A 19,555-nucleotide genomic window follows, 5' to 3' on the forward strand; every position below is an offset into this window, starting at 1 on the left:
GGGGACCGCGTGATTTCCTGACCAGCCAGATCAGGCCATTATTTCCGCACGTTCATCGTCACCACCCCACGCGCGAAGTCGACTACGCGTGAGCGCAATTGCCGCTGCTGAAGACCGACATGCTGGTGCTGTGTGACCGCGGGTTCGACGCGGAACCTTCCTAGCCGAACTGGCCGGCACCGGCGCGCAATTCCGGGCGCGGCCACGGCAAGATACATCCGACCGGACGCCGTGCCGTGGCTGATACCTTGTGCTGCAGCTACTTCGCCAGCCATAGCGTCCCAGTTGTCGCACGACCACCGGGCGCGGTCGGTAAGGCCATCGGCACGGCGGTCATGCCAGGCCGACAGCTACAGCACCGAAACAACCAGCATGGACAAACAGCCCACTGTCGACAACAGGCCCAAGCCCGCGTGCCTTTACGACGTCCCTGTCCGGCGGGCATAAGCCGCGCGCTTGCTGGCATCGAGGTCGCTGGTGAAAACGCGTCCTGCGCCCAATGCACGGCCAAGCGCTTCCGCGAGGCCCACCGGCATGAGGCGCTGAGCCCACAGCGTCATCCCCAGCGAACGGGGGATGACGACATGCGGCTCCGGCTTTGCGATCACGCGCACCACCGCCCGCGCGACATCTTCCGGTTCGGCGTTCTTGAACCCCTTGGCGTGCCCGACTCCGGCGACCATCTCGGTATTCGTCAAGGTCGGCATGATCACCGAGAAGTGCACGCCGCGGCCACGGTTTTCCAGGCGGATCGCGTCGGTGTAACCAAGCACGGCATGCTTTGTGGCGCAGTAGGTTGCGATGCCCTCGGTGGGCAGCACGCTACTCACCGACCCGATGTTGATGACGTGGCCGCGGCGCCGGGGCAGCATCCTTTGGGTGGCCAACTTGGTGCCGAGGATGACGCCGTGCACGTTGACGTCGAACAGGCGCCGGGTGGCTTCGTCGTTCTCTTCCACGGCGCTGCCGACCGCGATCAGGCCCGCATTGTTCACCATCACGTCCAGCGGACCCAGTTGATTCTCGACGGCGTCCAGGAACGCGGTGCAGGACTCCCGATCGGTGACGTCGAGTCTGAGGGCCAGTTGCAGCCCGAGCCGGTCACCCGCTGCTTGGGCGCCGGCTTCATCGATGTCGCCGATGGCGACCTTGGCACCCGAACGGTGCAGGACGGTGGCGATGGCCAGGCCGATTCCGCGAGCGCCCCCGGTGATGGCGACGACTTTTCCGGCAACCGAGGATGTCACCCGCTTCACGCTACCCGGCGCTACAGCAGCCCCTTGGCGCCGGCGTTGCCGGCATGTCCCGGTTGTCCCAGCACATTGGAGTTGACGAAGACCGAACCGCCGGTCGAGGCGGCTGGAACCAAGACTGTCGTCGCCATCGAGGCGCCCGGGGCCAGGGTCCCGCCGAGAGCACTCACCGCGAGAATTGAGCCGGGTGCGACGGCGAAGCTGACATTCGCCACCCCGGTGGTGTCGTTGAGAACAGCCACCGTGTAGGTGACGGGTCCGCCCGGGACGGTGAGGACCGCGGTTCCCGTACTCCCTGGGCCGCCGGGCCCGGCAGCGCCGCCCGGTCCGAACAGCCATCCGCCGCGTCCGCCGTCACCGCCGGTGCCGCCGTTCAAAACGAAGTCCGACAGTCGAATGCTCGCCCCGGCCGGGAGCGGATGGATGTATGTTCCGCCGCTACCACCCTGCCCGCCGGCTCCCCCGGCGCCCCACATCCCGGCGGCGCCACCTGCACCTCCAACGCCGGCATTGAGGCTGGTCGAGCCGGCGATCCTGGTCCCCGGGCCGCCAATGCCGCCGCCGCCACCATTGCCGTACAAGTAGCCGCCCTGGCCGCCGGCGCCGCCGGCTGCGCCTGGTCCACCGTTTCCGCCGAGGCCGCCGTTGCCGATCAGCCCCGCGGCCCCGCCGGCACCGCCCGCCACCCCGGCGGTGATCGATGAGAAGCCGTTGCCGCCATTGCCGAGCAACAACCCGCCGGCACTGCCGTTCGGGTTGGCCGCCGTTCCGTCGGCGCCGTTGCCGATCAACGGACGTCCCAACAGGGCATTGGTGGGCGCATTGACTGCGCCCAGCAGGTTGTCCGTCACCGTCTGCAGCGGTGAGGCGTTGGCCGCCTCGGCGGCCGCGTACGAGCCTGCCGCGGCGCTCAATGCCTGGACGAACTGGTCATGCAACGCCGCTGCCTGGCGGCTGAGCGCCTGATAAACCCGGGCGTGGTCGGCGAACACCGACCTGATGGCGGTAGAGATTTCGTCCGCGGCTGCGGGCAGTAGTTCAGCGGTGGGCGCCACCGTCGCCGCGTTGGCCGTGACGAGCGCCGAGCCGATATCGGAGAGATCCGTCGCGGTGGAAGTCAGCAGTTCCGGAACGGTCCATAGCTGCGACATCGCCATCCTCCTGCCACGTCGGCACTGACGTATCGGTGAATCGGATGATTGTGGAGACTACGCCGGGTGCGGCCCGATGTCTGCGGGTTGAACGCAGAACTTTCGCCGGGGTTGAGCAGGTGCGCCCGCAGCAGCAAAACCCCTCGTTGTTCGATTGTGCGACAACGGTTTACGTGCCGCGTGTGTAACACGGCTAAAGTTGTGCGATGGCTGCAGTCCCGTCGAACGAGAGGATGCTCGTGGGCGTCGCTGCCGCGGCCGTCGCCCTCGGGGTGGCTCAGCTGGTCGGTATCCCGTTCGATGGGCGGGCCGATGCGCGCACCGCCGTCGGCTCGGCGGTCGTCGACCTGACACCGGGGCCGATCAAAGAGTGGGCGATCCAGACCCTCGGCACGTTGGACAAGCTCTTCCTCGCCGTCGCTGTGCTCGTGGTGATCGCGACATTGGCCGCGATCGCCGGCACCCTCGAGACTCGGCGCCGGCCGCTCGGCAGCGCTGTGATTGCCGCGGCGGGCGTTCTCGGATGTGTCGCCGTGCTGACGCGGCAAAACGCTTCAGCACTCGACACCATCCCGACCATCATCGGCGCCGCCTGCGGCGTGGCGACATTGCGCATGCTGACCCGCCGGATCCGGCCGGACTCCAACGACGTGGCCGGCAGCGGCGACCGGGCGGATGCGGGCAGGCGCAGGCTGATCATTCTGAGCGTGCTCGGATTCGGAGTCGTCAGCGGCGTCGCGGGTGCGGTCATCGCGCGGCTGTCACATTCGGTGGCAGCCGACCGCAAGACATTCGTCCTGCCCCCGCCGAGAACAAAGGCACCACCGATCCCCGCGGACGTGCAACCAAAAGATGTTGCGCTCCCGCGCTTCATCACCCCCAGCACCGAGTTCTACCGGATTGACACCGCACTCAGTGTTCCTCAGCTCAGCCACGGCGACTGGCGGCTGCGCCTCCACGGCATGGTGGACCGCGAAACCACGTACAGCTTCGACGACCTCACCCGCTTCGATCTGATCGAAACGGTGGCGACGCTGACCTGTGTATCGAATCCCGTTGGTGGAAAACTGATTTCGACGGGTATCTGGACGGGCTACCGGCTGGCGGATCTGCTGGCGGCCGCCGGTGTGCACAAAGACGCCGATATGGTGCTCTCGACTTCCATCGACGGCTTCACCACCGGCACGCCGGTGCAGTCCCTCATCGACAGCCGCGACGCGCTGCTGGCTGTCAGCCTCAACGGTCAGCCGCTGCCGGTCGAACATGGTTACCCGGCCCGCCTGGTGGTGCCGGGACTCTATGGCTACGTGTCGGCCACCAAGTGGGTCGTCGACCTGGAGCTGACCCGGTTCGACAGGGCAAAGGCTTACTGGACACGGCAGGGCTGGGCGGCGCAGGCGCCCGTCAAGACCGAGTCCCGGATCGACGTGCCGAGAAACGGTCAGCAGGTGCCGCTCGGGCCGGTCGTGTTCGGCGGGGTCGCGTGGGCACAGAATCGTGGTGTGCGGGCCGTCGAAGTACGCATCGGCGACGGGGCGTGGCAGCAAGCTGAGCTGGGCGCAACCTATTCCAACGAGACCTGGCGGTTGTGGACCTATCAGTGGCAGGCGAAAAGCACTGGGAAGCAGACCATTACCGTGCGGGCAATCGATAACACCGGAGCCGTCCAAACGGAGCAGCGGTCCGATCCCGTTCCCGACGGCGCCACCGGCTGGCACACGGTGAGCTTTTCCGTGACGCAGAAGTAAGGCCTACCTGGAAGACATTTTGCGCCAGCTCAATACCGCGATCGCGAGTCCGATCAGCGAGGTGACCGGACCGATGACCGACCAGGTGGTGGTGTTGCTCATCGGGCTACCGCCCAGCACTCCGAACCCCTGCAGGGCCCAGATCAGACCGAATAAGGCAATGATCAGCCCGACCGCGAAAGTGACCACGAAGCCCCTGCCCATACCGGAACCTTACGCGCCGATTCGGCGGTTCCTCGGCTGTGCGGTACGAATGGTGAGTGGCTGAGCCGACTGTCCTGCTGTTGTCGACATCCGACACCGACCTGATCAGCGCCCGTTCCAGCGGAAAGAACTACCGGTGGGCCAATCCGGCGCGGTTGTCCGAGGTGGAGTTGCCCGACCTGCTCGCGGCAGCCTCGATCGTGGTGGTGCGGATTCTCGGCGGCTACCGAGCCTGGGAGGACGGCATCGACACGGTGCTGGCCAGCGGGGTGCCGACCGTTTTGGTCAGCGGCGAGCAGGCCGCCGACGCTGACCTGACTTATCGCTCCACCGTTGCGGCGGGCATCGCGGTGCAGACGCACATCTACCTGGCACATGGTGGCGTCAGCAACATCCGCCAGTTGCACGCCTTCCTGTCCGACACCGTGCTGATGACCGGGTTCGGTTTCACGCCCCCGGTGGCGACGCCGAGCTGGGGGGTGCTGCAGCGACCCGCTGTTGACAGCGAAGGCCCGACGATCGCCGTGCTGTTCTACCGTGCCCAGCAGCTGGCCGGCAACACCGCCTACGTCGAGGCGCTGTGTCAGGCGATCGAACGAGCCGGCGGGCGTGCGCTGCCGGTCTACTGCGCCTCGCTGCGGACCGCCGAACCCGAATTGCTGGACACACTCGGTGCTGCCGACGCCATGGTGGTCACCGTGCTGGCCGCCGGGGGAGTCAAGCCGGCCGCGGCATCAGCCGGGGGAGACGACGACAGCTGGAATGTCGAACATCTGGCCGCGCTGGATGTTCCGATCCTGCAGGGGCTCTGTCTGACCAGCTCGCGGGCGCAGTGGAGCGATAACGACGACGGTCTGAGCCCGCTTGACGTCGCCACTCAGGTCGCGGTGCCCGAGTTCGACGGCCGCATCATCACGGTTCCGTTCTCGTTCAAGGAGATTGACGACGACGGGCTGATTTCCTATGTCGCCGACCCGGAGCGCTGTGACCGGGTGGCAGGCCTGGCGATCCGGCACGCGCTGTTGCGCCGCATCGCGCCCGCCGACAAGCGGGTGGCGCTGGTTTTCTCGGCCTATCCGACCAAGCACGCGCGCATCGGCAACGCCGTCGGCCTGGATACCCCGGCCAGCGCGGTGGCCCTGGTGCGGGCCATGCGCGACAGCGGGTATCGCGTCGGCGATCTGCCCGGTGTCGAGGCCGGCGACGGTGACGCGTTGATCCACGCACTGATCGAACGTGGTGGCCAGGACCCCGACTGGCTCACCGAAGGACAGCTCGCCGACAATCCCATCCGGGTGCCCGCGTGCCAGTACCGCGAGTGGTTCGCAACCCTGCCCGCCGAATTGACCGACGCGGTGACCCGGCATTGGGGACCGCCGCCTGGCGATCTTTTCGTCGATCGCAGCAACGATCCCGACGGTGAAATCGTCATCGCCGCAATCCAATCCGAGAACCTGGTCCTGATGGTGCAGCCGCCGCGAGGATTCGGCGAGAACCCCGTCGCCATCTACCACGACCCTGACCTGCCGCCCAGCCACCACTATCTGGCCGCCTACCACTGGCTTTCTCAAGATTGTCCGGCCGGCTTCGGGTCGCACGCGATCGTGCACCTGGGCAAGCACGGCAACCTGGAGTGGCTGCCGGGCAAGACGCTGGGCATGTCGGCGGCCTGCGGATCGGACGCCGCACTGGGCAATCTGCCGCTCATCTACCCGTTCCTGGTCAACGACCCGGGCGAGGGCACCCAGGCCAAGCGCCGGGCGCACGCGGTACTGGTCGACCACCTGATCCCGCCGATGGCCCGCGCCGAAACCTACGGCGACATCGCCCGTCTCGAGCAGCTGCTCGACGAACACGCCAGCGTCGCCGCACTGGACCCCGCCAAGCTGCCCGCCATCCGCCAACAGATCTGGACCCTGATCCGCGCCGCCAAGATGGACCACGACCTGGGCCTGACCGAGCGACCGGAAGAAGACACCTTCGACGACATGCTGCTGCACGTCGACGGCTGGCTGTGCGAGATCAAGGATGTGCAGATCCGCGATGGCTTGCACATCCTGGGCCAAAAACCTACGGGGGATAGCGAACTCGATCTCGTGCTGGCTATCCTGCGGGCCCGTCAGTTGTTCGGCGGTGCGCATGCGTTGCCCGGCCTGCGCCAGGCGCTGGGCCTGGCCGAGGACGGCAGCGACGAGCGGGTATCCGTTGATCACGCTGAGGCCGCGGCGCGCGGTTTGGTGGCGGCGATGCAGGAAGCGGGCTGGGACCCTGCGACCGCTGACCGGCTCACCGACAACGGTGACGTCGCGGCCGTGCTGCGCTTTGCGGCCACCGAGGTGGTACCCCGGCTGGCCGGCACCGCATCGGAGATCGACCAGGTGCTGCGGGCGTTGGAGGGCCGGTTCATACCGTCGGGTCCGTCGGGTTCGCCGCTGCGCGGCCTGGTCAATGTGTTGCCCACCGGACGCAATTTCTACTCCGTCGACCCCAAGGCGGTGCCGTCCCGACTGGCTTGGGAAGCCGGTGTGGCGCTGGCGGATTCGTTGCTGCAGCGCTACCGAGCCGACCACGGCCGGTGGCCGCAGTCGGTCGGCCTGTCGATGTGGGGCACCTCGGCGATGCGCACCGCCGGCGACGACATCGCCGAAGTGCTGGCGCTGCTGGGTGTGCGGCCGGTCTGGGATGACGCATCCCGGCGTGTCGTGGATCTGGCCGTGCTCCCATTGTCCGAGCTCGGCAGGCCCCGCATCGATGTCACCGTGCGGATCTCCGGGTTCTTTCGCGACGCCTTCCCGCACGTCGTCACCATGCTCGACGATGCGTTCCAGTTGGTCGCCGGGCTCGACGAGCCGGATGAGGCCAACTACGTCCGCGCCCACGCACAGGCGGACCTGGCTCAGCACGGTGATCAACGACGCGCTACCACACGAATTTTCGGATCGAAACCGGGGACTTACGGCGCGGGGCTGCTGCAGCTGATCGACAGCCGCAACTGGCGCGACGACGCCGACCTCGCGCAGGTGTATACCGCCTGGGGCGGATTCGCCTACGGCCGCAACCTGGACGGCCGTGAAGCCGTCGACGATATGAACCGGCAGTACCGGCGAATTGCGGTGGCCGCCAAGAACACCGACACCCTTGAACACGACATTGCCGATTCCGACGACTATTTCCAGTACCACGGCGGCATGGTGGCTACCGTGCGCGCGCTCACCGGCCAGGCGCCGGCGGCCTACATCGGCGACAACACCCGGCCCGACTCCATCCGCACCCGAACGCTGTCGGAGGAGACCACGCGGGTATTCCGGGCTCGCGTGGTCAACCCCCGCTGGATGTCCGCGATGCGCCGGCACGGCTACAAAGGTGCGTTTGAGATGGCCGCAACCGTGGACTATCTCTTCGGCTACGACGCCACCGCCGGGGTGATGGCCGACTGGATGTACGAGCAGCTCACCGAGCGCTATGTGCTGGACCCGGAGAACCGCAAGTTCATGAACGAGTCCAATCCGTGGGCGCTGCATGGCATGGCGGAGCGGCTGCTGGAGGCCGCCGGGCGTGGCATGTGGGCCGAGCCGCAACCCGACACGCTCGACGGACTTCGCCAGGTGCTGCTGGAAACCGAAGGCGACCTAGAGGGCTGACCCGCTCTCTGGCGAGCAGACACAAACTCGCACAGCGCGCAGCGCTTTTGTGCGAGTTTGTGTCTGCTCGCGCCAGGGGGCCGGGGCACCTCATACGAAATCGGAGCCGCCGTCCACGTTCACCGTCGCACCTGTGACATACCCGTTGCGCCGAGACGCCAGATATGCGGTGATCGAGGCGATCTCCTCGGGCAGCCCTGCCCGCCCAAGGTCGCAGGGGTGGTGAAAGTTCTTGTCGATCCAGGTCATCACGTCCCACGGGTTGGTCGCATCCAGACCGTCGGCGGCGAGAATGTCTTTGAGGTTCTCGGTGAAGCTGGCCGTGACGATGGTGCCCGGGCATACGCAGTTGACCAGAATGCCGTCCTTGGCAAGGCTTTTGGCCAAGTTCTTGGTGATGCTGGCCAGCGCCGCCTTCGATGCGGTGTAGGCCACCAGGCGTGGGCTCTGCCGTTGAATGGAGTGGGCCGCTAGGGTGACGATGCGCGCCCAGTCCGCAGACCGCAGCATCGGCAACGCGGCGCGGACCGATCGCACCGCCGACATCGTGCCGAGCGCGAACGCGTCATCCCAATCCGCGTCGTCCATCTGCTCGAAATAGCCGTCGCCAGGGCCGATGGTGTGCACCACGCAGTTCAATCGTTCCCACTGCTGGGCGACGGCGTCAAAGCCCGCCGCGATCGAGTCGGCGTCGGCCATGTCCACACTTATCCCCACCGCCTCCGGTGCGCCCGCTGAGCGCAATGCGGCGACGGCGGCATCGAGCGCCTGCTGTCCGCGGGCCATCACCGCCACGCTGGCTCCTTCGGCCGCCAACGTCTCGGCGATGGCCAGCCCCATCCCTTTACTACCGCCGGTGACCACCGCGGTAGATCCCGCAAACCCGAGATCCATGGATAGACTCCTTCGTTAACGGTCCACGCCCAACCCGCCTAAACAGAACCGCACAACCCGATCGCGGAGGTCGCCGGGTGTGCTGTCACCGGCCCTCCAGTGCCGGTCGATGCCCGCCCACACCACGCCGTGGATGAACTGTGCGCAGGACTCCGGTTCGACGCCACGAAACACCCCGTGCCGCAACCCACGCTCGAGCACCTCGCGCAGCGGTAGCAGCATCTCGGCATAGGCGGATTGAATGAGGTGCGGTGCGCCCGACATCTGGGATTGGGCTTCCAACGACAGGCGCCGTAGGTCAGCGCGGACGGTGTCGTCGAACGCCAGGTCCAACCGGCCGTCGATCCAGGCCACCACCGCGTCGATTTCCGTTGCGGCAGTATCCATTCGGTGGCGCAACCGTCGCGTCTCGGCCCGCGCCGATTCGAGGAACACCGCAGCCACCAGTTCGTCCTTGGAACCGAACTGCCGATAGAAGGCCCGGGTGCTCAATCCGGCTCGCTGCAATACCGCGCCGATGCTGAGCCCTCCGACGCCGTCTTCGCGCACGGCCGTCGACGCGGCGGCCAGGATCTCGCGACGTACCCCGGGGTCCGGGGCCAGCTTGTCCCGGCGCCGGGTCCGTGCCGCCGTCGTGTGTTCAGGCGGTGGCATCGTAGGTGGCGAGATAGTCCGCGAACCGCTCCCGGACGCCTTCGGGGGTCAGGCCGTACTCGGTCAGGTCATAGTCGTGCGCGCCGCGCGAGCCCGGCTGATGCGCGTGGGCCCAGTGCCGCACGGCTGTCAGTGAAGCGTCGGTGAACGTCAAACCCAATGACTCATAACTGTTCTGCAGGGTGGTGACCGGGTCCGTCTGGAGATCCGCGAACGACACATCCGCGAACCTGTCATCGCCCACCCGCCGCCGGAAGTCCATGGCGCGGTGCACGGCTTCGGCCCAGCTGTCGACCTGCTCGCGTCCGAGTTCGTGGGCGTCGTCGCGGTCGCTGCTCCAGCTGCGCACGTAGTGGATCAGGCTGCAGACCGAGCCCATCACCGTGGCGGGATCTCGATGGCTCCACAGGAATTTGGCGTTCGGATACGCCTCGACCAGCGCGTCGAGGGCGAACATGTGCACCGGTGTCTTCAGGTGCCACAGGTTCGGCGGGCAATGCCACTGCAGCAGCTTGAGCACCCGCCGGTGGAAGGTGTAAGTCTCGCGCATGTCGCAGTGCATGAGCCACGCCAGATATGCCGGTGCGCGCACGGCCCCGTCGAAGTGAAAGGTCCGAAAACTCATTCCCATCAGATCCTGGCATTCGGTGGGCGCGGTCGCCTCGGAGTTGTAGAGCGTCTTCATCAACGGGAACATGTCGTCGAGCATCCTCAGGCCGGCCTCGGCCCGTGCGATGCGCGGATCATCGTGTTGGGTCGAGGACTCCGGCGGTGGTGTAGGGGCCTGTGATTCCCACATCCGTAACGAACGGAATTGCGGGTCGGCCGCCACCAGTTGGCTCAGTGCGGTGGTGCCGGTGCGGGGCAATCCGATGACGAACACCGGCCCGTCCACTACCTGATGGTCGATCTCGGGGTGCCGCGCGTAGGTGTCCTCGATCTTGAGTCGCTGGATCAGCGCGTTGCTGATCGTTGCGTGCTGAATGACGCGACCCATGTCGTTGAGATCGGCTTCGGTGTTCAAGGCGTCGACGATGCGTTCCAGGCCCTCGCGGTAGTATGGCGAGCCGAAATCTTCCAAACCCATTGCGGCGCAGGCGCCTTCTTCCAACTCGTCCGCGCTGAACATCACCGTCCGAACCTTTCCAGCACCGCATGCCGGCGCGCGGTCAGCACGGCTGCCCGCTGCTCGGCGGTCACCGTCGCGGTGTCCGGCGGCAGTGCCGAAAGCACCTCGCCGACCGGGACCACGCGCGTCGTCGGCGTCGGCGCCGTCTCGGTCCGCACGCACCGCAGAATGATCGGGCCGTTACTGTGCCCCGCGGTGTCCAGCCAATTGGCTATCCCCGGGTCCTCGGCACACAACACCACCCGGACGCGGCCGTCGGAATCCAGCGCCGCCTGGTATCCGTTCAGGCTCGACTGGTGACGGCCGTAGTGGATGGTCTCCCACCAGGGGTTGCCGATCGAGAAGCTCCAGTACATACCTTCGGGCGGTTCGACTTCCACGATCAGCGCCTCGCCGGGTTGGAGCTCCCACCGGCCGATTACCGGCCGATTCTCCGCGGCTGCCCCCATGTCGCTGCGGTCGATGGGCGGGAGAAACCCATTGACCGGGGCCGCCGCACCGAACTGCAGAAAGAACCCCAGGTTCTCGCTGACGAAGTCGCCTAGCGCCTTGATCTGCCGGGACAGCGCGGTTCCAACATCGATCGGCCTGCCGGAAGCCGTAACCGCCTCACCAAGCCGTTCGATCCGCAGGGACGACGCGCGTTCGGTGCCCCAGTCGTAGAAGAAGTGCCGCACCGTGAACGTGGGATGGTCGCCCTCGGTGCGCATCCAGTTTCCGGGCTGCCGATCAGCTGACAACACCACCTCGAAGTTGCCTGCGTCGTCGGTTCCCAGTTCGTCGACCAACGCGTTCGCCGTCGCCGCGATGCCATCCATGGTCTGCAGGCCCACGTAGCGCGCGGTGCCGCGGTTGCCGGATATCCGGTAGCTCTCTCCGGCGCGCAACACCGCTCTGGTGTAGATGCAGTCGGGGCATTCCATCCCCCAGGTCAGCACGTCGTCGGTGCTGGTGGGCTGCACCCGCAGCACCGGATCCGGGTCGAACCGCAACACTTCGTCGATGCCGGCCGCGAGGAGAACCAGCAGATGCCGCATGCCGGCGGTGAGATCGGCCCGGTTTCGGTTGGCAGGGTCGGATTCCACGGCGGCCGCGGCGGTGCGGAGCCTTTCCAGCAAATGCGACCAGGCCTGCCCGACACTCAGGGCGTCACCGTTTAACGCCGCCTGGGCGATGGAAAACGGCAACCAGGCCACCGGCCCACCCCTTAAATGAAAATAGCGTTTTCACTTAATGGCGACTATCGCGCGCCTGCCGCGCCACTGTCAACGAGCAGACGCGAAGTCGCACTCTGAAGGCCCTTGGAGCGCGATTTTGCGACTGCTCGGCAGGTCAAGGCGGGCGAAGGCCAGGTAAGTTGGCACCGTGACACCGACCTTCGCCGACCTGGCTAAAGCTCAATACATCCTGCTCACTACCTTCACCAAGGACGGACGGCCCAAGCCGGTTCCCATCTGGGCCGCGGCCGACGGCGATCGCCTCCTGGTCATCACCGAGGGAAAGTCGTGGAAGGTCAAGCGGATTCGCAATACGCCGCGCGTGCAACTGGCCATCTGCGACATGCGCGGTCGCCCCAAGAGCGATCCCGTCGAGGGCACCGCGGCGATCCTCGACAAATCGGAGACGAAGTTTGTCTACGACGCGATCGGCAAGCGCTACGGCATCCTCGGCAAAGTCTTCAACCTGTTCAGCAAGTTGCGGGGCGGCATGGACAACAACGTCGGACTCGAGCTCCGGGTGGCGTGACAGGCCCGAACGCCGACCGGGATCGCGGCTTACCCCGTTGCGGCGCCGTACCGCTGCCACCACTGGTACAGATCATTGAGATCGGGGCTGCCATTGACGGTGGCCAGCAGCAGCTGGGCATCGCAGGTCCACGCGATATCGGCCCGATCCTCGACGGAACCGCACACGATCTTGCCTCCGGGACTGGTCAGGTGCGGTCCGTAATCCCAGGTGCCCGGCGAGGCGTTCCCGCCCGGGCAGGGCGACACCGACATGATGGCGGCGGTCTCGTAGAAGTCGGCGGTCAGCGCGCCCAGATTGTCGTAGAGCGTGAACCGTGCGTAATCCGGCGTGTCGCTGTGCATGTCATCGGTGCAGTCCAGGCTGGCGACCGAAGAGGGAAAGGGATCGGTGGCCCGACGGCACGAGGTAGCGGTGTACCCGGGCGGCAGCAGCGCGATGATCTGTCGCTCAGCCGCGGTGTACTCTTCAGCGCCGGCCGGACCGATCCCGGAACAACAGAGAACCAGCAGGGCAGCGGCCCACCACGCGCGCGTCACCGTCATCCCAGGTGCTCGCCGAAGAAAGCGAACACCCGGCGCCAGGCGTCTTCCGTGGCGGCGTCGTCATAGCCGAAACCAGTGATGCGCAACAGCGGCTGGCCAGGCAGCTGATTGGCGAAGCTGTGCCCGGCGCCGCGATAAGACTTGATGTCGGCGGTGATGTTCTTGGCCGTGGTCACTTTGCGCAGGCGCCCGGCCGCGCCGATGCCCAACGGGTCGCGGCTGCCGAAGCTCGCCACGATGGGGCACGCACCGTCCAAAGTTTCACTGAGCTTGCGCGGCAGCGGGGTGCCGTAGAACGGGGCTGAGGCACCAAAACCCTTAGGCGACAGCACGAGTGCAAATTGACCACCCATGCAGAAGCCGGCGATGCCGACCCGCCCGGAGCATTCGGGCATACCCAGCAGATACTCCCGCGCCGCCATGACGTCATCGATGGCGGGCCCGTGCTTGGTCAGCACATCGCGCATCACCCGGGTGATGCAACGGGCCCGGCCACCCCGCGCGTACAAATTCGGTGTGAGCGCCAGATACCCCGCCCCAGCCACGCGTTCGGAAACGGCCTCGTTGTCCGGCGCATACCCGATCGCGTCGTGGACGATCACCACTCCGGGCCACGCTCCCTGTCCGGAGGGAACATTCAGCAGGGCATCGATCGGTCCGGCCGGGGTGTTCAGCTCAATCGTCGTCATAGCGTCATCTAACTGCAGCCGAGCCGCGACCGTTCGCGGAACTCGGGCGCGTGGCCCGGACGTTGGCGAAACATGGTAGGACGGCTGTTTCTCATTTACGCCGTCGTCGAGCTCATGGTGACTATCGGGCTGGCGGCGGCGATCGGCGTCGGCTGGACCGCGGCGTTGCTGCTGGGCACCCTCGTCCTGGGATTGGGTGTAGGGGCTCCGATGGGCGGGCTACAGCTCACCCGGCAATTCATGCAACTCCGGTCCGGCGTGCAAGAACCACGCAGCGCGCTGAGCGACGGCGCGCTGACCGCGCTGGCCACCGGCCTGGTCGTCGTTCCCGGTCTGGCCACCACGGTGCTGGGGCTGCTGCTGCTGGTGCCCCCGATACGGGCGGCCGCGCGTCCAGGCCTCACCGCCGTCGCGATGCGCGGATTGCTTCGGCGCGTTCCGCTCGGTGGCGCCGAAGCGGCCGGCCTGGCAGACGCGTTCCGCCGTCGTCCATCCCGGGACCGCCGGGACTACATCGACGGCGAAGTGATCGACGTGGTCGACGGGGAACCGCCGACGCTGACTCCCGCTCCGCGGGCGGACCAGCGGTACATGTAGCGGTCTGCGCCTTTCCAGCCGCCCTCTAGGGTTTTGTCGTGACATCTACCACGCTGCTCGTGAACGGGCGGGTACACAGTCCCACCCATCCCGATGCCACCGCCATGGCGGTACGCGGCGATGTCATTGTCTGGCTGGGCAGCGATGACGTGGCGAGGAGTCAGTTTCCCGGCGCCGACGTCCAAGACCTTGACGGCGCCTTCGTGGCCCCCGGATTCGTCGACAGCCACATTCATGTGAGCGCAACCGGTCTGGCGATCAGCGGGTTGGATTTGCGGGCCGCCCGGTCGCGGGAGCAGCTGCTCACGATGGTCGCGGATTACGCGACGGCTCATCCGGGCCGTCCGGTGTTAGGCCATGGATGGGACGAGTCGACGTGGCCCGAGGGCAGCCCGCCCAGCACCACGGACCTGGACCGGACCTTGGGCGGCCGGCCCGCCTACCTGGCTCGCGTTGACGTGCACTCCGCCCTCGCGTCACCCGGTTTGCGTCGGCTAATTCCCGATCTGTCGTCGGCCGCGGGGTTCGACCCCGAACGTCCGTTGACCGGCGATGCGCACCACCGGGTGCGGACGACAGCCCGCGGCCTGTTGACCGCAGACCAACTCGGCGAAGCCCGCCTCGCGGCGCTGGACGCGTTGGCGGCGTCCGGCATTGTCGCGGTGCACGAATGCGCCGGACCGCAGATCGGCGGGCTCGACGATTGGCTGGCGCTGCGCAGTCTCGACCACGGAGTCGAGGTGATCGGATACTGGGGAGAGCCGGTGACGACCCCCGAGCTGGCACGCGCCCTGATCGCGGAGACCGGTGCGCACGGACTGGCCGGCGACCTGTTCGTCGACGGCTCGCTCGGTTCTCACACCGCGTGGCTGCACGAGCCCTATGCCGATGCGCCCGCCTGTACCGGCACCGCACACCTTGACCCGCAGACCATCGGCGCCCACCTCCTGGCATGCACCGAGGCCCAGGTCACCGCCGGCTTCCACGTGATCGGCGACGCCGCAGTCGCCGCGGTCGTCGATGCCTTCGAACGGGTGGTGGACCAACTTGGGGTGGCTGGTGTCGCTCGCTGCGGTCACCGGCTGGAACACCTGGAAATGGTCACCGAGCGCCAGGCCGCCAAGCTGGGAGCATGGGGTGTCATCGCCAGCGTGCAGCCCAATTTCGACGCCCTGTGGGGCGGCAGTGACGGCATGTACGCACAGCGACTGGGTCCGGACCGAGCTTGCCGGCTCAACCCGCTGGCGCTGTTAGCATCCCAAGGCGTGCCACTCGCCCTCGGCTCTGATTCGCCCGTCACCGGCTTCACGCCGTGGGCGAGCGTGCGCGCCGCGATGCACCACCGCACGCCGGGAAGCGGGGTGTCGGCGCGAGCGGCGTTCGGGGCCGCCACCCGCGGCGGCTGGCGGGCCGCCGGCGTCCGCGACGGCATCACCGGCACCCTGGTCCCCGGCGCGCCCGCGTCCTACGCGGTGTGGGACGCCGGCGTGCTCGACGTCAGTGCACCCCGGGACGCCGTCCAGCGCTGGTCCACCGACCCGCGGTCCCGGGTCCCTGCGCTGCCGCGGCTGGACGGCGACGATGCGTTGCCGCAGTGCCGCCAGACTGTGCACCGAGGTGCGGTCATTTATGGCTAGCGACAGCGAGCCCGACGGCACTGTGAGCGCAGAGCTCTCCGACCACCCCGAAATCGGCAGTGAGCAAACGTCGGACGATTCGCTGGAAACCGACTCATCGGATTTGCCAGCGCAGGGCCCCGGCTTCGCCGCGCGATTGGGTCGGCTGGCACGCCGCAGCGTGTCGCGCACGCCTGCGATGGGGTCTTGGCTGCGGCCGCGGCTGGCGCGGCTGGCCGTCGCAGTGGTGGCCGGTCTCCTGATGTATGCCAGCTTCCCGTCGCTGAGCTGGTGGTGGGCCGCCATCGTAGCCATCGCGCTGTTGACGTGGGTGCTGACCCATCCCGCCACCACGCCGGCCGGCGGCCTGGGCTACGGATTCTTGTTCGGTATGGCGTTCTACGCGCCGCTGTTGCCCTGGATAAGCACATTGGTCGGAGACATGCCCTGGCTGGTGTTGACGACGGTGTGCGCGTGCATGCCCGGACTCTTCGGGTTGTGGGCGGTGGTGGTGCGCCGGCTGCCCGGTTGGCCGATCTGGTTCGCGGTGCTCTGGGGTGCCCAGGAGTGGGTCAAATCGAACTTTCCGTTCGGCGGATTCCCGTGGGGATCGATTGCCTTCGGTCAGGCCGACGGGCCGCTCCTACCGTTGGTTCAGCTCGGCGGGGTTCCGCTGCTGTCGACCGCCGTCGCGCTGATCGGGACCAGCGTGGCAGCGATCGCAGCGCAGATCGTGCAGTGGTTTCGGACCGGCGCGACGACCAACGGCTCAAAGGCATCCGCGGTTGCGGCCGAACCGCCCGCCGTGATGTTGCCCGGCGTCAGTATCTGCCTGGTTTTATTGGCCGCCATCGTGGTCTGGCCACAGGTGCGGCACGCGGGCGTGGGCTCGGGCGGTGAACCGGCGATCACCGTCGCCGTCGTCCAGGGCAATGTGCCCCGGCTCGGCCTCGAGTTCAACGCTCAGCGCCGCGCGGTGTTGGACAACCACGTCAGCCAGACGCTACGGCTGGCCGAGGACGTGCGCGCCGGGCTGGCTCCTCAACCCCGTTTCGTGATCTGGCCGGAGAATTCATCGGACATCGACCCCTTCGTCAACCCCGACGCCCGCCAGGAGATCTCGCAGGCCGCCGACGCGATCGGGGCGCCGATCCTCATCGGCACGCTGCAAGCCGTCCCCGGCAGCACGATGGACAAACCCGAATACACCAACTCGATGATCGTCTGGAATCCCGGCAGCGGGCCGGCTGAACGGCACGATAAGGCGATCGTGCAGCCGTTCGGCGAATACCTGCCGATGCGGTGGCTGTTTAGGCACCTGTCCGGCTACGCAGACCGCGCCGGTTACTTCATCCCGGTCCCGGGTAGCGGGATAGTGCATATTTCCGGCATCCCGGTCGGGGTCGCCACGTGCTGGGAAGTGGTCTTTGACCGGGCGGCGCGCAACTCCGTCTTACACGGCGCGCAGTTGTTGACGGTGCCCAGCAACAACGCCACCTTCACCAAGACGATGAGTGAGCAGCAGCTGGCTTTTGCCAAAGTCCGTGCCGTGGAGCACGACCGCTACGTGGTGGTGGCGGGCACGACGGGGATCAGCGCCGTCATCGCCCCGGACGGCGCCGAGCTCAAGCGCACGGATTTCTTCGTTCCCGACTACCTCGACACCCAGGTACGCCTGAAAACCAGGCTGACCCCGGCCACGCGCTGGGGCCCGATCCTGCAGTGGGTCCTGGTCGGGGCGGCTGGCGCGGTGGTCGTCTTCGCGATACGGCACAATAGTTCTTTCTCCGGCTGGTTTCGGCGTTTGCGGCGTCGGTCGGGGGCAGCCGATCAACCTGACGATTCCGATACGCCGTCAGCTGAAACGGAGGACGTGAACGCCGCGAACGAATCAGCGGTGGCGCACGTTGAGACTGCTGACGGCGCACCGTCCGACGAGGGCGAGCGAACGTATATCGGGCGAAATGAAGGAGCTACATGACCACCGGCCAGCCTGTGCCCGAGGTTGCGGGCGATAGTCCCCGCCGGGGCGTCCTGGTGATCATCCCCACCTACAACGAGCGGGAAAACCTGCCGCTGATCCATCAGCGGGTCACCGACGCCTGCCCCGATGTGCACGTCCTGATCGTCGACGACAACAGCCCCGACGGCACCGGTGAACTCGCCGACGAGCTGGCGGCGGCCGATCCGGCGCGCATCCACGTGCTGCACCGCACCGCGAAGAACGGCCTGGGCGCCGCCTACCTGGAAGGTTTCGCCTGGGGACTGGGCCGCGGTTACTCGGTCCTGGTGGAAATGGACGCCGACGGCAGCCACGCGCCCGAGCAGCTGTACCGGTTGCTGGAGGCCGTCGAAGCCGGTGCCGACCTCGCGATCGGTTCCCGCTACGTCCACGGCGGTGCCGTCCGCAACTGGCCGTGGCGCCGCTGGGCCTTGTCGTGGACGGCGAATACGTATTCGCGGGTGGCCCTGGGCGTCGGGATTCACGACATCACCGCCGGTTACCGCGCCTATCGTCGCGAGGTCCTCGAGACCATCGACCTCGACTCGGTCGATTCCAAGGGTTACTGCTTTCAGATCGAAATGACGTGGCGCACCGTGAACAGCGGCTTCGTGGTCGTCGAGGTGCCCATCACGTTCACCGAACGTGAGATCGGTGTGTCAAAGATGAGTGGATCCAACATCCGTGAGGCGCTGGTCAAGGTCGCCCAGTGGGGCATCGAGGGCCGGCGCGAGCGCACCCGGTCCAGCCGGGCCCACACGTGATCGGTGAGCGCCGCGGCGGCTAACCGCGCCGGCGCGAACGGATCAGTTCCAAACGCTCTTTGAGCAGCTCCTCCAGCTCCTCGACCGAGCGGCGCTCCAGCAGCATGTCCCAGTGGGTACGCGGCGGCTTGACCTTCTTCGGCTCGGGCAGGTCGCCTTCGATCAGGGTGCCTTCCATGCCGTTGCGGCACAGCCAGGTGCCGGGGATCTCAGCGTCGTCGGCGAAGGGAACCTCGAACTCTTCGCCGTTCTCGGTGCGGTACCGGGCAATCTGGCGCGGTGCGAGGTCGTGGTTGCGGTCGGTCTCATAACTCACGGCTCCGAGGCGACTGCCTCGTAGGACTCGATCAGCCATCGTGCTGCTCCTTTGGGTCCGGCGAGCTGCTGCTCCCGTATTCTCAATCTGTCTAAGCAAACGTTAAGACCGTCTGCACAAGTTCCCGATATGGAAAATCCGCGCGGTGCGCGACGCGAGTGTCCATGATACCGGGATCGCAGCGGGTATCGGACTAAAGTCGGCAGGCGTGAGTCGTCGCGTTCGGCCCCAGCCGTGTCGATGGTGTGGTCGCGACGTGACCGACGCCGGAATGGGCCGCCGCCGCCAGTACTGCCGGCAGTCGTGCCGGCAACGGGCCTACGAACAGCGGGCCATGATCTCGCGCGGTGACGTGGCCGCCGTGCCCGCCGATGCGGTGGTGTTGTCGGCTGAGGAGGCCGCCGACCTCTCGGACCGCGTCTACCAGGTCCGATGTGCCGCCGAGGATGTCGCCACCGCCTTGGACGAAGGCGCGGCGGCCGCCGAACTGCGCGAGCTGTGCCACGAATTGCTGCGCGCGGCCAGGGCAGCCGACGGCTGGCGCCGCGTCGGCGTCTGAGCCGCACTGCGAACGCGGTCGCAGCACGACCCGGTACAGTCGCGCCA

Annotated in this window: 15 protein-coding genes and 2 pseudogenes; 7 read left to right on the top strand and 10 right to left on the bottom strand. The window is 67.1% G+C overall.

Going from position 1 to position 19,555, the window contains the following annotated elements; translation table 11 throughout:
• Positions 1 to 419: 419 nt before the first annotated feature.
• Entirely contained in the window at positions 420 to 1,247 is an 828-nt protein-coding gene (locus ACX9NE_RS21840; RefSeq protein ID WP_459363166.1) for an SDR family oxidoreductase, read from the bottom strand.
• 290 nt (positions 1,248 to 1,537) lie between these two features.
• Positions 1,538 to 2,404 (bottom strand): annotated as a pseudogene (locus tag ACX9NE_RS21845) (PE family protein); the annotation flags it as partial.
• Between the two features lie 206 nt (positions 2,405 to 2,610).
• Between ACX9NE_RS21845 and ACX9NE_RS21850 the strand changes: the two are divergent.
• Positions 2,611 to 4,152 (top strand): molybdopterin-dependent oxidoreductase, encoded by a 1,542-nt coding sequence (locus ACX9NE_RS21850; protein ID WP_459363167.1) that lies wholly within the window; start codon positions 2,611 to 2,613, stop codon positions 4,150 to 4,152.
• Between the two features lie 3 nt (positions 4,153 to 4,155).
• On the opposite strand, the gene ACX9NE_RS21855 is transcribed toward ACX9NE_RS21850, so the two are convergent.
• Entirely contained in the window at positions 4,156 to 4,356 is a 201-nt protein-coding gene (locus ACX9NE_RS21855; protein WP_459363168.1) for a hypothetical protein, read from the bottom strand.
• 56 nt (positions 4,357 to 4,412) lie between these two features.
• Between ACX9NE_RS21855 and cobN the strand changes: the two genes are divergently transcribed.
• Complete coding sequence (cobN, locus tag ACX9NE_RS21860) at positions 4,413 to 7,997, top strand: cobaltochelatase subunit CobN (protein WP_459363169.1); 3,585 nt, start codon at positions 4,413 to 4,415, stop codon at positions 7,995 to 7,997.
• 90 nt (positions 7,998 to 8,087) lie between these two features.
• Here the strand turns inward: cobN and ACX9NE_RS21865 are convergent, their stop codons facing one another.
• The 4 genes from ACX9NE_RS21865 to ACX9NE_RS21880 are packed head-to-tail and all read right to left on the bottom strand — an operon-like array spanning position 8,088 to position 11,870.
• A complete protein-coding gene (locus tag ACX9NE_RS21865) occupies positions 8,088 to 8,891 on the bottom strand; it encodes an SDR family NAD(P)-dependent oxidoreductase (RefSeq protein ID WP_459363170.1) in 804 nt (267 codons plus the stop codon).
• Between the two features lie 15 nt (positions 8,892 to 8,906).
• Positions 8,907 to 9,545 carry a TetR/AcrR family transcriptional regulator gene (locus ACX9NE_RS21870; RefSeq protein ID WP_459363171.1) on the bottom strand — a complete coding sequence of 213 codons (639 nt, stop codon included), beginning with the start codon at positions 9,543 to 9,545 and terminating at the stop codon, positions 8,907 to 8,909.
• Entirely contained in the window at positions 9,532 to 10,677 is a 1,146-nt protein-coding gene (locus tag ACX9NE_RS21875; protein ID WP_459363172.1) for a sulfotransferase family protein, read from the bottom strand. The genes ACX9NE_RS21870 and ACX9NE_RS21875 overlap by 14 nt, the downstream gene beginning before the upstream one ends.
• Positions 10,674 to 11,870 (bottom strand): DUF1214 domain-containing protein, encoded by a 1,197-nt coding sequence (locus ACX9NE_RS21880; protein WP_459363173.1) that lies wholly within the window; start codon positions 11,868 to 11,870, stop codon positions 10,674 to 10,676. Before ACX9NE_RS21880 ends, ACX9NE_RS21875 begins: the two co-directional genes overlap by 4 nt.
• 169 nt (positions 11,871 to 12,039) lie before the next feature.
• Here ACX9NE_RS21880 and ACX9NE_RS21885 point away from each other — a divergent pair, with 169 nt between their 5' ends.
• Positions 12,040 to 12,420, top strand: coding sequence for a PPOX class F420-dependent oxidoreductase (locus ACX9NE_RS21885; protein ID WP_459363174.1), 381 nt, complete (start codon positions 12,040 to 12,042; stop codon positions 12,418 to 12,420).
• 29 nt (positions 12,421 to 12,449) lie between these two features.
• On the opposite strand, the gene ACX9NE_RS21890 is transcribed toward ACX9NE_RS21885, so the two are convergent.
• On the bottom strand, positions 12,450 to 12,965 hold the full coding sequence (locus ACX9NE_RS21890) for a hypothetical protein (protein WP_459363175.1): 516 nt from the start codon (positions 12,963 to 12,965) through the stop codon (positions 12,450 to 12,452).
• Positions 12,962 to 13,654 carry a dienelactone hydrolase family protein gene (locus ACX9NE_RS21895; RefSeq protein WP_459363176.1) on the bottom strand — a complete coding sequence of 231 codons (693 nt, stop codon included), beginning with the start codon at positions 13,652 to 13,654 and terminating at the stop codon, positions 12,962 to 12,964. The genes ACX9NE_RS21890 and ACX9NE_RS21895 overlap by 4 nt, the downstream gene beginning before the upstream one ends.
• A gap of 72 nt (positions 13,655 to 13,726) precedes the next feature.
• Here ACX9NE_RS21895 and ACX9NE_RS21900 point away from each other — a divergent pair, with 72 nt between their 5' ends.
• The 3 genes and pseudogenes from ACX9NE_RS21900 to lnt all read left to right on the top strand — a co-directional run bounded on the left by ACX9NE_RS21900 (position 13,727) and on the right by lnt (position 18,633).
• Positions 13,727 to 14,251 (top strand): FxsA family protein, encoded by a 525-nt coding sequence (locus tag ACX9NE_RS21900; RefSeq protein ID WP_459363177.1) that lies wholly within the window; start codon positions 13,727 to 13,729, stop codon positions 14,249 to 14,251.
• Positions 14,252 to 14,355: 104 nt separating this feature from the next.
• Positions 14,356 to 15,888 (top strand): amidohydrolase, encoded by a 1,533-nt coding sequence (locus ACX9NE_RS21905; RefSeq protein WP_459363243.1) that lies wholly within the window; start codon positions 14,356 to 14,358, stop codon positions 15,886 to 15,888.
• Positions 15,889 to 16,066: 178 nt separating this feature from the next.
• Positions 16,067 to 18,633: pseudogene (lnt, locus tag ACX9NE_RS21910) on the top strand (apolipoprotein N-acyltransferase).
• Positions 18,634 to 18,652: 19 nt separating this feature from the next.
• Here lnt and rbpA read toward each other — a convergent pair.
• Positions 18,653 to 18,988 carry an RNA polymerase-binding protein RbpA gene (gene rbpA / locus ACX9NE_RS21915; RefSeq protein WP_083114870.1) on the bottom strand — a complete coding sequence of 112 codons (336 nt, stop codon included), beginning with the start codon at positions 18,986 to 18,988 and terminating at the stop codon, positions 18,653 to 18,655.
• A 169-nt stretch (positions 18,989 to 19,157) separates the two neighbouring features.
• On the opposite strand from rbpA, the gene ACX9NE_RS21920 reads away from it, so the two are divergent.
• Positions 19,158 to 19,508 carry a hypothetical protein gene (locus ACX9NE_RS21920; RefSeq protein WP_459363178.1) on the top strand — a complete coding sequence of 117 codons (351 nt, stop codon included), beginning with the start codon at positions 19,158 to 19,160 and terminating at the stop codon, positions 19,506 to 19,508.
• The last annotated feature ends 47 nt before the right edge of the window (positions 19,509 to 19,555 follow it).

It is taken from the genome of Mycobacterium sp. ML4 (genome assembly GCF_054515735.1).